Origin of the sequence: Marinomonas pontica (assembly GCF_026191375.1) — a bacterium.
GTDB classification, from domain to species: domain Bacteria; phylum Pseudomonadota; class Gammaproteobacteria; order Pseudomonadales; family Marinomonadaceae; genus Marinomonas; species Marinomonas pontica.
In genome coordinates this window covers 281,577-295,000 of sequence record NZ_JAODTL010000022.1, presented here as the reverse complement: position 1 = coordinate 295,000, position 13,424 = coordinate 281,577, and the positions used below count along the sequence as shown (strand labels likewise).

General features: G+C 43.0%; 12 protein-coding genes, 3 rRNA genes and 1 pseudogene (1 of these 16 only partly in view). 12 read left to right on the top strand and 4 right to left on the bottom strand.

Features of this window, described 5'->3' with window-relative positions; all coding sequences use genetic code 11:
- The 3 genes from N5P32_RS04585 to rrf (N5P32_RS04575) all read left to right on the top strand — a co-directional run.
- A 23S ribosomal RNA gene (locus N5P32_RS04585) occupies window positions 1-1,972 on the top strand; it begins 918 nt to the left of the window's first position.
- A 287-nt stretch (window positions 1,973-2,259) separates the two neighbouring features.
- Window positions 2,260-2,374, top strand: a 5S ribosomal RNA gene (gene rrf, locus N5P32_RS04580).
- A 166-nt stretch (window positions 2,375-2,540) separates the two neighbouring features.
- A 5S ribosomal RNA gene (gene rrf / locus N5P32_RS04575) occupies window positions 2,541-2,655 on the top strand.
- Between the two features lie 109 nt (window positions 2,656-2,764).
- Here the strand turns inward: rrf (N5P32_RS04575) and N5P32_RS04570 are convergent.
- From N5P32_RS04570 to N5P32_RS04555, 4 genes are read right to left on the bottom strand one after another with little or no spacing between them, the layout of a single operon-like run.
- Window positions 2,765-3,724 carry an FAD:protein FMN transferase gene (locus N5P32_RS04570; protein WP_265727974.1) on the bottom strand — a complete coding sequence of 320 codons (960 nt, stop codon included), beginning with the start codon at window positions 3,722-3,724 and terminating at the stop codon, window positions 2,765-2,767.
- A gap of 58 nt (window positions 3,725-3,782) precedes the next feature.
- Window positions 3,783-5,090: a DUF3570 domain-containing protein gene (locus N5P32_RS04565; RefSeq protein WP_265727973.1), complete on the bottom strand. Its 1,308-nt coding sequence runs from the start codon at window positions 5,088-5,090 to the stop codon at window positions 3,783-3,785.
- Window positions 5,077-5,301, bottom strand: coding sequence for a DUF4266 domain-containing protein (locus tag N5P32_RS04560; protein ID WP_265727972.1), 225 nt, complete (start codon window positions 5,299-5,301; stop codon window positions 5,077-5,079). The genes N5P32_RS04565 and N5P32_RS04560 overlap by 14 nt, the downstream gene beginning before the upstream one ends.
- A 3-nt stretch (window positions 5,302-5,304) precedes the next feature.
- Window positions 5,305-5,841, bottom strand: coding sequence for a TlpA disulfide reductase family protein (locus N5P32_RS04555; protein WP_265727971.1), 537 nt, complete (start codon window positions 5,839-5,841; stop codon window positions 5,305-5,307).
- A gap of 271 nt (window positions 5,842-6,112) precedes the next feature.
- Between N5P32_RS04555 and dsbD the strand changes: the two are divergent.
- The 9 genes and pseudogenes from dsbD to ehuA all read left to right on the top strand — a co-directional run bounded on the left by dsbD (window position 6,113) and on the right by ehuA (window position 13,313).
- A pseudogene (gene dsbD, locus N5P32_RS04545) lies at window positions 6,113-7,803 on the top strand (protein-disulfide reductase DsbD).
- Window positions 7,804-7,817: 14 nt separating this feature from the next.
- Window positions 7,818-8,483, top strand: coding sequence for a response regulator (locus N5P32_RS04540; RefSeq protein WP_265727999.1), 666 nt, complete (start codon window positions 7,818-7,820; stop codon window positions 8,481-8,483).
- Complete coding sequence (locus tag N5P32_RS04535; RefSeq protein ID WP_265727968.1) at window positions 8,458-9,879, top strand: ATP-binding protein; 1,422 nt, start codon at window positions 8,458-8,460, stop codon at window positions 9,877-9,879. Before N5P32_RS04540 ends, N5P32_RS04535 begins: the two co-directional genes overlap by 26 nt.
- 95 nt (window positions 9,880-9,974) lie before the next feature.
- Window positions 9,975-10,106, top strand: coding sequence for a hypothetical protein (locus N5P32_RS04530; RefSeq protein ID WP_265727967.1), 132 nt, complete (start codon window positions 9,975-9,977; stop codon window positions 10,104-10,106).
- 234 nt (window positions 10,107-10,340) lie between these two features.
- Window positions 10,341-11,189, top strand: coding sequence for an ectoine/hydroxyectoine ABC transporter substrate-binding protein EhuB (gene ehuB, locus N5P32_RS04525; protein WP_265727966.1), 849 nt, complete (start codon window positions 10,341-10,343; stop codon window positions 11,187-11,189).
- Between the two features lie 18 nt (window positions 11,190-11,207).
- A complete protein-coding gene (locus tag N5P32_RS04520) occupies window positions 11,208-11,456 on the top strand; it encodes a hypothetical protein (protein WP_265727965.1) in 249 nt (82 codons plus the stop codon).
- The gene (locus N5P32_RS04515) at window positions 11,423-11,866 is read left to right on the top strand and encodes an amino acid ABC transporter permease (protein WP_265727964.1); all 444 of its coding nucleotides are present in this window, start codon (window positions 11,423-11,425) and stop codon (window positions 11,864-11,866) included. Before N5P32_RS04520 ends, N5P32_RS04515 begins: the two co-directional genes overlap by 34 nt.
- Window positions 11,866-12,543 carry an ectoine/hydroxyectoine ABC transporter permease subunit EhuD gene (gene ehuD, locus N5P32_RS04510; RefSeq protein WP_265727963.1) on the top strand — a complete coding sequence of 226 codons (678 nt, stop codon included), beginning with the start codon at window positions 11,866-11,868 and terminating at the stop codon, window positions 12,541-12,543. The genes N5P32_RS04515 and ehuD overlap by 1 nt, the downstream gene beginning before the upstream one ends.
- Window positions 12,540-13,313: an ectoine/hydroxyectoine ABC transporter ATP-binding protein EhuA gene (ehuA, locus tag N5P32_RS04505; protein ID WP_322783824.1), complete on the top strand. Its 774-nt coding sequence runs from the start codon at window positions 12,540-12,542 to the stop codon at window positions 13,311-13,313. The genes ehuD and ehuA overlap by 4 nt, the downstream gene beginning before the upstream one ends.
- Window positions 13,314-13,424 lie beyond the last annotated feature (111 nt).

Sequence of the window (13,424 nt, the reverse complement as noted above, 5' to 3'; positions counted from 1 at the left end):
CAATTACGGGAGACACACGGCGGGTGCTAACGTCCGTCGTGGAAAGGGAAACAACCCAGACCGTCAGCTAAGGTCCCAAAGTGCCAGTTAAGTGGGAAACGATGTGGGAAGGCTTAGACAGCTAGGAGGTTGGCTTAGAAGCAGCCATCCTTTAAAGAAAGCGTAATAGCTCACTAGTCGAGTCGGCCTGCGCGGAAGATATAACGGGGCTCAAACTGGCCACCGAAGCTACGGATGCTTAGTTTACTAGGCATGGTAGAGGAGCGTTCTGTAAGCCGTTGAAGGTCAAGCTGTAAGGCAGGCTGGAGGTATCAGAAGTGCGAATGTTGACATGAGTAACGATAAGGGGAGTGAAAAACTCCCCCGCCGGAAGACCAAGGTTTCCTGTCCCATGTTAATCAGGGCAGGGTGAGTCGGCCCCTAAGGCGAGGCAGAAATGCGTAGTCGATGGGAAACAGGTTAATATTCCTGTACTCGTGCATATTGCGATGGAGAGACGGAGAAGGCTAGGCCAGCACAGCGATGGTTGTCTGTGTTTAAGGCGGTAGGTTTAGGGCTTAGGCAAATCCGGGCCCTTTTAAGACCGAGAACTGATGACGAGCCCTCTTTTGGGCGAAGTGGTTGATGCCATGCTTCCAGGAAAAACTTCTAAGCTTCAGATATGCAGGAACCGTACCCCAAACCGACACAGGTGGTCAGGTAGAGAATACCAAGGCGCTTGAGAGAACTCGGGTGAAGGAACTAGGCAAAATGGTACCGTAACTTCGGGAGAAGGTACGCCGGCCGGTGTGAAGGACTTGCTCCGTAAGCACTAGTCGGTCGAAGATACCAGGTGGCTGCGACTGTTTATTAAAAACACAGCACTCTGCAAACACGAAAGTGGACGTATAGGGTGTGACGCCTGCCCGGTGCTTGAAGGTTAATTGATGGGGTTAGCGCAAGCGAAGCTCTTGATCGAAGCCCAAGTAAACGGCGGCCGTAACTATAACGGTCCTAAGGTAGCGAAATTCCTTGTCGGGTAAGTTCCGACCTGCACGAATGGCGTAACGATGGCCACACTGTCTCCACCCGAGACTCAGTGAAATTGAAATCGCAGTGAAGATGCTGTGTATCCGCGGCTAGACGGAAAGACCCCGTGAACCTTTACTATAGCTTCACAGTGAACTTTGAACCTACTTGTGTAGGATAGGTGGGAGGCTTTGAAGTGCAGACGCCAGTTTGCATGGAGCCACTCTTGAAATACCACCCTGGTATGTTTGAGGTTCTAACTCAGGTCCGTAATCCGGATCGAGGACACTGTGTGGTGGGTAGTTTGACTGGGGCGGTCTCCTCCCAAAGAGTAACGGAGGAGCACGAAGGTGTGCTCAGCATGGTCGGAAATCATGCATAGAGTGTAAAGGCAAAAGCACGCTTAACTGCGAGACAGACACGTCGAGCAGGTACGAAAGTAGGTCTTAGTGATCCGGTGGTTCTGTATGGAAGGGCCATCGCTCAACGGATAAAAGGTACTCCGGGGATAACAGGCTGATACCGCCCAAGAGTTCACATCGACGGCGGTGTTTGGCACCTCGATGTCGGCTCATCACATCCTGGGGCTGAAGCCGGTCCCAAGGGTATGGCTGTTCGCCATTTAAAGTGGTACGCGAGCTGGGTTTAGAACGTCGTGAGACAGTTCGGTCCCTATCTGCCGTGGACGTTTGAGATTTGAGAGGAGCTGCTCCTAGTACGAGAGGACCGGAGTGGACGAACCTCTGGTGTTCCGGTTGTCACGCCAGTGGCATTGCCGGGTAGCTATGTTCGGACGGGATAACCGCTGAAAGCATCTAAGCGGGAAGCCTCCCTTAAGATAAGATCTCACTGGGACATAAGTCCCCTAAAGAGCCGTTCGAGACTAGGACGTTGATAGGTTGGGTGTGTAAGTGCTGTGAGGCATTGAGCTAACCAATACTAATTGCTCGTGAGGCTTGACCATATAACACCAAAGTGGTTTTACTGGAGATTGTTCCTGACAATCCCAGCACTTCCTCCATCCATGGAGGTCGTGATGAGAAGAGTGAAAGCTCAAGATCATCAAAATGACAAAGACACAGATTACGATACAACATCAGCAATGATGAGCATCGGTTTGATACTTGGTTATCACTATTTCAAAATGAATTGTTAAAGATCCAAGCACGTATTCGCGTGTTTTGAGTCAAGCTAACCTTAAAAGGTCAGCGCACAACACAGTGCAGCTCAGAACAAACGCAAAACGAATTGCTTGACGGTCATAGAGGCGTTGAACCACCTGATCCCATCCCGAACTCAGAAGTGAAAAGCGCCATCGCCGATGGTAGTGTGGGAGATCCCATGTGAGAGTAGGTCGTCGTCAAGCTTTATATTTAAGAAATAGATTTACCCGATGGTGTGGGTCTATTTTTGACAGATAAGCATGTGATACTAGCTTGTCGTCAAGCTTTATATTTAGAAGTCCTAATAAGTAATTAGGCAATTGAAAATTTGGTTTTATTAGACGATTGCTAATAAAACAAACCAGTTTTCTTGATGATCATAGAGGCGTTGAACCACCTGATCCCATCCCGAACTCAGAAGTGAAAAGCGCCATCGCCGATGGTAGTGTGGGAGATCCCATGTGAGAGTAGGTCGTTATCAAGATTTAATTAAAGAAACCCTATCCTGCTAAGCAGGGTAGGGTTTTTTCGCTATAGGGAATCACCATCGCCGATGTTTGTCCCGCAAGAGGTTTATCTTTGAAAGTGATGTGTTAGCGAGATAGCCAATGTGGCATGTTTAAAGATGAGAGGAAGTTTTCAGCTTCAGTGCCTTGTAAAAGGGCTAGTGTCGATATTATGCCTGCATTGATGCAGGTGGGAGCTGCAACGGTAACACTTCTTGGAGCGTCTGTTATTGCCCATCCAGTGATAGGGTTTAAGATATGAGAATAGCGGATGCCATCTTTTAATAAAAAGCGACGGCTGTCACCTGAGGTTGCAAGGGCGCCAGAAGATAAGGCGACAATATGTTTTGCTTTTGTTTGGTCGTTTACTGCTTCTATACCAACTTTCCAACTTTCACCATTTAATCTTTTGCCGCTACAGGCTAAGTCACCACCACAGTTAACTAAGATAGCTGACGTTGTCTGTGAAAGGATTTTGCGGATAACCAAAAGCATTTTATCAACGGCATACTCTTTTCCTATGCCTCCAAAGTCGAGTTCCATACCCTTTGGAAGTGTCAGTTGGTTTGGATTGCTAGGATCCCAACCTAATTTTGCCCAGCCAACGTTGGTTAGTAATTCTTTTATGGTGCTTGTTTCAGGTAAGTTGTTGCTACCATCGAAATGCCATCCTCTTCTTAGGATGCCGGATGTAATATCAAAAAGACCTTGTGAGGCATGGTAGGCATGATCGGCGAAAATCATTAATTGGGTGGTCTCATCATCTAAGGTTTGAATGATGTCTGTCTTCGAATGAATTTCTGCAAATGTGTTATCTGTTTGGTAGCGGCTGAATTTATGCTCAATACGCCAAGCTTCAATGACGGCACTGTTTGCTGCGGCTTTGACTAAATCAATTTGTTTACATTCAATCAATATAGAGCAATCACTTGCCATGCATTCAAACTGAACTTGATAGGAATTTTCATTCACTTGCCATAGGCTTGGATTGGGGTGGTTTGATGGGTTTAACGATGTATCTATTGGTAATTCTTCAAGTAAATTCATGGCTTCTCTGTATTATGAACATCCCCTCTATTCCCTTGAATAGAGGGGAGATGTAAACCTAAAATTTATATCCAACGATCAACATAGCCGCATCTAAACCTGGATACAATTCCTGTGTTGTTAGTTTGCCATAACCTTTATCGCCAGAACTTTCTTGATGATAGAGAGATAAGCGAGTGTAAAACTCGGTTTCATCAGCAAATTTATATCCGTATTTTAGGCCTAACGTATATGTATCTAGGTCACCTAAACGATAATCTGCACTGGCAAAATCAGCCGAAGAGTAATCACTCGAGTTTAAATATCTATGATAGAAATCGGCCTTGCTTTGAGTGTACCAACGAAGTTGGGGTTCTAGGTATTGATTATCAAAGCGGAAGCGATATTTAGCATCGATAGTGTGAGAGTTAACGCCCCAATCATCAAACATGTAGCGATAACTTACATCCAGTATATTGTCATTTTCGAATTGGTGTTTTGTTTGCCAATAGATACTTTGTTTTAGACGTGAGTCTGGGCGTTTTTCGTATAGATATAAGTCTCTACCACCACTCTGGAAATTTCCTCCAAAATTTGCGCCTGCATTATCATCTATAACGGACAATATTTTATAAGGGTCTGTTAGGTAGCCTGAACTGGTACTGAGTGCATAGTTGAATTGCATTATAGTGCTGCGATTGATCACTTGAGTGACACCAAATACAGCATCGACCAAGTTTTTGTTTTCAGAATCACTACGCTGTGTGAACTCGCTGTCTGAGTTGCTTAAAGGAACTTGCACTAGACCTGTTGGTACACCGCCTTCAGGGTTGACAGTATCGTTAGATAGATTTAACCCTAGAGTAAGAGTTGTATTCTTTTGGTTCAAATAGCGAGACAAGCTGCCATTTAGCCCAAGTGATTGATAATCATGCTCTTTAGAAAGGTAACCACCGACTCCGTAGGCCCAATCTCGATTAATAGGGGCTGCCCAATTAGTAGAAAGTGCGATACGAGTATCTTTGAAGGTGTCATCAAGTGGTTGTTCGCCCGCTGCGGCATTGTACGAACCTTTACCTGAAGGGCTGGTAAAAGTTTGTACATGATCACTGGCGGTAGCGCCGTTTGGTGACGCTCCTGTTAAGGTATCTGCTGCAATCTTGAAAGTGAGCTTAGTTTCTTCATCAAAGTTCTTGGTGGCGCTAATAACTGGCTCGGCGGCAGAGACACGACCATCGCTTTCTGAATAGAGTAGAAAAGCTGAGTCTACATCCCAGCTGTCAGCAGCATTAACCCCTTGCGATAAGCCGCTAATTAAGGCGCAGCTAGCCGCGGTTAATAATTGAGCCAATTCGCGATTTTTATGAGTTTTCTTAGTTACAGCCACAGCCACCACCTCCAAATCCTTTCCCGCCACTGCTGGCTTCTTTACTGAAATAAATGTGATCATCTAAACTGCTTTCGAGAGGATCGCTAATAAGGTTCATTTCTTGTTGTGCTAAAACATCTCTTTCCCAAGGCTTAACGCCCAGATCACTGCATCCGGATACAATAATAGGTAAGGCGAGTAAGCCGACTATGTGGATTATTCTTCGCATAATTTATTCCTCTTTTTCTGCTAATAGCTTGGCAATAGCGGACTCGTATTCATCAATATTTTTCTGATGAAAGCCAATATGTGTTGCGCGTATGTTTCCTTGACGGTCAATTAAAAAGCTTGTCGGCATGCCAATAACGCCAAAATCTTCTGGTAGTTCCGCTTGGCTATCAAATAACACGCTAAAGCCAGGTTTAAACTCATCTAAGAAATCCAGAGCTTGGTCTTTCTCTTGATCTAAGTTAATGGCAATAACCTTAAGCCCCTGATCTTTGTATTTAGCTTGCATGCTTGTCATCCATGGAAATGATTCTCGACATGGCCCACACCAGGAAGCCCAGAAGTCAACAAGAATGACTTTGCCTTTTTCCATATCTAAAGAAACGTTCTGATTGGTTTGATACTCAGGCAGCTTAACGGTCTGATGTGGTGCTGCTTTTGCAGAGGCTAACGGAGTGATATCCGTCGCCCACAATGAACTGGAGATAAGAAGGCAGCTGGAAATAGCCGCGGCTAGAATAGGTTTAGAATGTTTGATCATGGCGCACTTCCAAGTAAAAGGTATATTGGAAATAGTAGTGATGCATTCTTAAGGGAAAATTAAGCCTGAAAAAATTTTACGTAAGGATTGCTTAAGGTTAGGTGTCTATAGTGTGTCAATCTACGCACATTAAGGAATATTTAGTGATGACTACAATCCTATCCTATCGGCAGTTTAAATGGTTTATGGCGTCATTATTAGCCATATTGATAGCAATTCCAGCTATGGCGGATAGTGCTTTTTAAAGCCTTCTGAAGCCTTTCAAGTTCATGTGGATGTTCCTAAAAAGCAAGTTCTTTGGGATATAGCCGACGGATATTATTTATATGAGTCACGGGTGAAGGTGTCGTTAGCGGAAGATAAATCCGTTTCCATTCCGTTTCATTTTTTAACCACGGCGGAAGAAAAAGATGACCCAAATTTTGGCTTGGTTAATGTTTTTCATGATCATATGACGATTGCTGTTGATCAGCCAAAAGATCAGTTAGGTAATCTTAAAATTACTTATCAAGGCTGTGCAGCAGCGGGGTTGTGTTATCCGCCACAGACAAAAGTAGTTAATTTTGATGAGGTGGTGAATACTAAATTAAAGTCCGACTCAACTTCATTACCAATATCAAAAGACACTGCAAAGGTGTCAAGCAAAGCATCTAATTATGGTGAAGAAGGGCAATTAGTTAAGCTTTTGCTAAATGGGGATCGGTTTTGGGTGCTTATTACCTTTTTCATTCTTGGTTTAGGGCTGACTTTTACGCCTTGTGTGTTGCCGATGATTCCAATTTTAGCGGGTATCATTGCTGGGCAGGCTGGAAATATTACCGCCAAAAAGGTTTTTTCTTATCTTTATCTTATGTTCTAGGGATGTCATTTTCTTATAGTTTGGCAGGCGTATTAGTAGGGATTTTTGGCGCTCAGCTTAATCTTCAAGCATTGTTTCAAGCACCCGGTGTCTTGATCGGGTTTAGTGCCTTATTTGTTCTCTTATCTTTGTCTATGTTTGGCTTCTACGAATTACAGCTCCCCATGTTTCTGCGCGACCGTTTGGATAAATTAAGCCAACGAAGTGTCGGTGGACCTTATTTGGGTGTCGGTATTATGGGGGCTGTTTCGGCATTGATAGTTTCGCCTTGCGTTTCCGCGCCATTGGCTGGTGCGTTAATTTATATTAGTACAACGGGTGATGCTGTTCTTGGCGGCAGTGTGTTGTTTGTCATGAGTTTGGGGATGGGGGTCCCACTGTTATTGGTTGGGTTAGGGGGCGGCAAGTTTCTTCCAAAAGCCGGTATGTGGATGATGCAGGTAAAAGCGGCATTTGGTGTGATTCTGCTGGGTGTGGCGGTAGTTCTTGTCTCTCGCATCGTGTCTGAAACTGTGAGTGTGTATTTATGGGCCTTGCTGATTATTGTCTACGCTATTCATTTGGCTCCTTTCGAATCTAGCAGTAATGGTTGGGGAAAAACCAGACAGGGGATCGCTTTTGCTCTATTACTTTATGGCGTAGCGGTTTTCAGCTCTGGATTAGCGGGTAAGCCTAGTCTAGAAAAGCCGTTAGGATATGTTTCTTCAGGATCGAATGCAGGTATGGTGACTGAAGAACAGCCTTTATTTGATCGAATCAAAGATGTTGAAACGCTTAAAAGTGCCATGCAGCAAGCAAAATTGAATGGCAAAGTCGTTGTTTTAGATATGTATGCTGATTGGTGTACCGCCTGTTTAGAAATGGAAAAAAACGTTTTCAGCAATCAAGATTTAAAAGCCTATACAAATAAGGTGTCATTTCTTCAATTGGATCTCACGGATAATACGTCGCAGCAACAAGAATTCTTATCTAAATATGGCGTATTTGGGCCTCCAACTCTGTTATTCTTTTCCTCAAATGGTGACTTGAAAGATGTTCGCCAAGGGGAAATGGATTTTATGCAATTTGATAGCATATTGAAATCCACCTTGGCAAACTTATGAAAGAAGGAATAGGTTTGCGAATATTGGTAGTAGAGGATGACCTTTCATTGGCAGATGGCCTTGTTACGGCCATGAAACGAGAAGGTTATACAGTGGATTTACTTCATGATGGAATTCATGCTCTTGAAGCGTTAGCAAATGAAGTATTTGACTTAGTAATATTGGACTTAGGTTTACCAAGACTTGATGGCTTAGCCGTTTTGAAACAGCTACGGGCGAATAGCAATAGTGTCCCAGTTTTGATTCTTACCGCACGAGATGCTTTAGAAGATAGAGTGTCGGGGTTAGATTTAGGGGCTGATGATTATTTGGTCAAACCGTTTGATGTAACTGAGTTAAAAGCCAGAGCCAGAGCGTTATTACGCCGTAGTTATGGTCGAGCAATAAGTGAGATACATTACAAGGGCTTAACATTGTTTCCAGCGAGCCAGAAGGTTACTTATCAAGGAAAAGATGTCAATTTGACTCGACGTGAATATTCTTTGCTTCATGAGTTGGTTAGTCAGCCGGGTCATGTATTTACTCGTGACGTGCTACAGCAACTAATGTATGGCTGGGGAGATGATGTCGAAAGCAATGCTTTGGAAGTACATATCCATCATTTGCGTAAAAAGTTGTTTCCAGAGCTCGTTCGAACGATTCGAGGGATTGGTTATGTGGTCGATCAAGAAGTGGGCTAACCAGAAATTATTAAGCTCTATTCGTCGCAGAACGCTGTTTTTTGTGATGTGTATTTTTACCATGACAAGTGTACTTATCATGGTGATCGGCTTGTTATTTGCCAATCATGAAGTTGAAGAGTTATTTGATGCTAGATTGGCTCAGCAGGCTCGTTTGCTACTTATCTTATCTGAAAGCATTGAGCGACTTGGTTCCAGTAATGATGCAATTTTGCCGTTATTAATCGATCAGGCAAATACTGACCCTAATGTTGGGCACAAATATGAAAGCAAGATTTTTTATCAAATTTGGCGCGATGATGAATTAAAAATAGCTTCAGATTCCATGTTATTAACTCTTCAGAAAGAAGATTCTCTTGGTTATGGTGATGCCATGGCCGACCATCATCATTGGCGTACATTTACTTTACATAAGACAACTGGAAATATTAAAGTCATTGTTGCAGAACGAGCTGATGTAAGAGGGGAAATTTCAGATCAAATTGTCTTTCAAACACTTTTTCCAGAAGTTCTAGCTTGGCCAATCTTGGCCGTCCTTGTATGGGCAGCCGTAGGGTTTGGTCTTGAGCCACTTCAACAGCTTGCTCAGCGTATTAAGAAGATTACCCCGACTAAGTTAGAACCAATTGAAATGGCTTATGTGCCAGAAGAATTGGCACCTGTAAAAACAGCTTTAAACGGTCTTCTAGTGGAAATAGATGTGCTCATGGAGAGGGAAAAACGCTGGATTGCTGATGCTGCTCATGAGTTAAGGACTCCACTTAGTATTTTAAGAGTGCATGCACAAAATGTCGCCAGTGCAGAAAATGACCTTGAACGAGAGCATTCGCTGAATCAGCTTGTTGTAGGGGTGGACCGTTCAACTCGAATTGTGTCTCAATTATTGGCTTTGGCCCGATTGGAGCATCAGAAGGAAGTCTCTAAAGAAACGGTGGATGTTTTATCTATTTCACGGGCAATGATTGCTGAAATTTTGCCTTTGGCATGGAAGAAAAACATCGAAATTTCGCTAGATGTTAATGATGCTTTAAACTGGTGTTGCTTAGTTGAGGCAAGTCATGTGGAAATTTTGCTGCAAAACTTAATAAGCAATGCGATTAAGTTTTCTCCAAATGGCTCAACAATACAGATTTATTGGAAACAAAATTTAGGTTGCATTGAGTTAACTGTGGTTGACTCTGGTAAAGGGGTAACCCAAGGGGACAAACAGAGGCTAAGTGAGCGCTTCTTTCGATCTGGTGAAGCGGAAGGGGCTGGGCTAGGATTGTCGATTGTTAAGAATATTATTGATAAGTACAAAGGTCATATGTCCTTTCAAGACTCTCGTCCACACGGGCTAACCGTAAACATTTCATTGCCGATTTCAATGAATACGTCGTCTGATCAACCTGTATAGTTTGCTTTTATTAGACGGTTAGTTATTCAGTATTTCCGCAGTCAGCGTATTTTATCTACTCTAGACTGATAACGTGAATGATGTGGAGAGAAAATGTGAAAGCATGGATAAATGTTTTGTATAAGGCCGCAAGATTGTCAGATAAGTACACTATTCAAGACAATAATGCTCACGAAGAATGGCATGGTTGGGACGCGTGGGTCACTATAGACAAACATTCTGAATAATAATCAGCATTTCATATAAAGCCAGTCAATCAGTGACTCCTATGCTAGAGGATTCACTGATTGACTGGTTTTTTTGCCTTTTAAGTGTGCGAATTTTCTTTTATGTCTGCTTGGGATTGGTGTGAAATTGATTACAGATCTAAATATTTCTTGATCATTATCTAAATATTCTTTAGGGTAAACAGACTTTTTTTGGCAATGATGGCCATTTTACTAACGAACATGAGGTTTATTATGAAAAAGATATTTGGAAAATTTATTATATCTCTAATGAGTTTTTCTGCTGCATTACTTACATTTTCTGTATCAGCAAACACCCTAGATAAAATTCAAAGCGAAGGCGCTGTGACGATTGGTGTGGCCAACGAAGTGCCTTATGGTTACACCACACCAGATGGAAAACCAGCAGGTGAAGCACCGAGCATTGCGGTCCATGTTCTAAATGACTTGGGTGTAGACAATGTAAATGTTGTTGTCACTGAGTTTGGGTCTTTAATTCCTGGTTTAAGAGCAGGGCGTTTTGATGTGATCGCCGCAGGTATGTACATTACGCCAAAACGTTGTAAGCAGATTCTATTTTCGAACCCTACATACAGTATTGGCGAAGGGTTTCTTGTTAAGAACGGCAATCCTCAAGCACTAAATGGTTACGATAGCATTGATGTTAACGATGTGAAGCTGGGCGTTATGTCTGGTTCAGTTGAGTACGGTTATGCACGAGATTTTGGTATTGCAATGAATAAAATCGTCACTTTACCAGATTACCCGTCTGGTGTGGCTGCGCTTAAATCTGGTCGTATCGATGCGCTTGCTGGAACAAGTCTAACCATGGCGTCATTGGCTCAGAAAGACGATCGTGTTGAACTGGCACAGCCTTTTACTCCTCTTATGATCAAAGGCGAATCTGTTAAAGGTTATGGTGGCTTTGGTTTCCGTCCTGCCGATACAGCGCTGCGCGATGCGTTCAACGAAAATTTAACGGTTTTCATCGATACCAAAGAGCATATCGCTATGGTTGAACCATACGGTTTTGGTAAACATACCTCTCCAGGCGGTATGACTGCTAAAGAATTGTGTCAATAACTCCGGAGAATTAGACTCATGGATTTTGGAGAAATTGTCTCCGTATTATTCCAGGGAGCCATTGTCACAGTAGAAATTGTGGCAATGGCGTTGCCTTTAGCCGTGTTGATGGCGTTTGGTTTTGGCTTAATTCGCTTATATGCTCCCGCTCCTTTCAAACAAATTGCGATTGTTTACATTGAATTTTTCGAGGCACTTCAGCCCTTATTCAATTGTATTGGATTTACTTCGTATTGCCCTTTTTTGGAATCACCATTGATGCTATGACGGCCGCTGTTGTCGCTCTGGGTTTAAATATCGGAGCCTATGGTACGGAAGTAGTACGAGGTGCCATTCAATCTGTTCCTAAGGGGCAATATGAAGCATCTATAGCGTTGAACTTCACCTCTTCCCAGCGTCTGTGGCGAATTATCATGCCACAAGCTTTGGTCAATATGATTCCTCCATTTGGGAATTTAGCCATCGAACTAGTCAAAGCTACGTCACTAGTGTCTTTGATCACAATTGGCGACTTAACTTTTCGGGCAAAATCATTAGCGGATACCACATTACAGGTGGGAGAAATATTCGGCGTAGTCTTGTTGTTTTATTTTGTTATTGCTCAATGCTTAGTGTTTGTTATCCGACGCTTAGAACGTCACCTTAGTACTGGATTAGGACGTGGAGGGATTGGTTAATGAATGGATTTGAATGGGACTGGGCGTTTACGTGGGAAGTGCTTCCTATGATACTGTCCGCCGCAAAAGTGACCTTATTAGCCACCTTATTGGGCAGTCTGTTTGCTATTTTTATGGGTCTGGTGTTTGCATTATTACGCCGCCACAAAAGTCGTACGCTACGAACGACCGTCTATTGGGTTGTGGAGTTTATAAGAAGCACGCCATTATTGGTACAGATATTCTTTTTGTACTACGTGATGCCGGAATTTGGTGTGAGTATGTCCCCACTGGCAACCGGTGTGTTTGCTTTGGGTCTTCACTATGGAGCGTACTTATCTGAGGTGTTTCGTAGCGGTATTGATGGTATAGAAAAAGGCCAATGGGAAGCTGCAAGAGCATTGAATCTGTCGTTAGCTGATACCTATAAAGACATTGTTTTGCCTCAGGCTATTCGACCTATGATACCTGCAACAGGCAATTACATTATTGCCATGTTTAAAGAAACTCCGCAATTGTCTGCTATTACATTGTTGGAGATGCTACAGATTGCAAAGATTATTGGTTCTGAGAATTTCCGGTATTTGGAGCCTTTTACATTAGTGGGGATTTTGTATCTCGTGTTTAGTATTGTCGCGGCCTACGGTATTCATCAGGTCGAACGACGCTTTCCAAAAGAAGGATTTAGTTTGAAATGAGTGCGCCCATTATTGAATTTAAAAATGTAAAAAAATGCTTCGGTGAGACGATTATTTTTAGTGACTTTAATTTCAAAGTAGAAGAAAACGAAATCGTCTCAATTATTGGACCAAGTGGCTCTGGAAAAAGTACTTTACTACGAATTTTGATGACATTAGAAAATATTGATGGTGGCTACATTAACGTGGCTGGTGAGTCCTTATGGCATATGCCTTGGCAAGGGCAATATGTTCCTGCAAATAATAAACATTTGCACAAGATGCGTAACCATCTTGGGATGGTATTTCAGCATTTCAATTTGTTCCCCCATATGACAGTAAAACGAAATATTACTGAGGCGCCCATGCGGGTAAAGGGCGTGCCGCGAGCCGAGGCTGAAGCTTTCGCAGAAAAGCTATTGCAATTGGTTGGTCTGGAAGACAAAGCAGACAGTTACCCTAACGATTTATCCGGTGGGCAAAAACAGCGGGTGGGCATAGCTCGAGCGTTGGCGATGAAGCCATCAATTCTATTGCTTGATGAAATTACTTCGGCGCTTGACCCAGAGCTAGTTGATGAAGTGTTGGATGTAATACGCAATCTTGTAAAAGAAGAAAGTTTTACTATGTTATTGGTAACCCATGAAATGTACTTTGCTCGCGAAATCAGTGATCGAGTGTGCTTTTTTGACAAAGGTGCAATAGTGGAAGAAGGGGAGCCAGAAGTGATTTTTACTCAACCAAAAGAAGAGCGGACAAAAGCGTTTCTGAATGCCTATTTAGGTCAGTGATCTCATTAGCTGTATCATAAAATTGGATTTTTAAGGCGCTAATAGGGCGCCTTTTTTATGTGAACTATGTTCGTGACAAGTTAATGCGTGGCATTAATAATGGGGAGATAT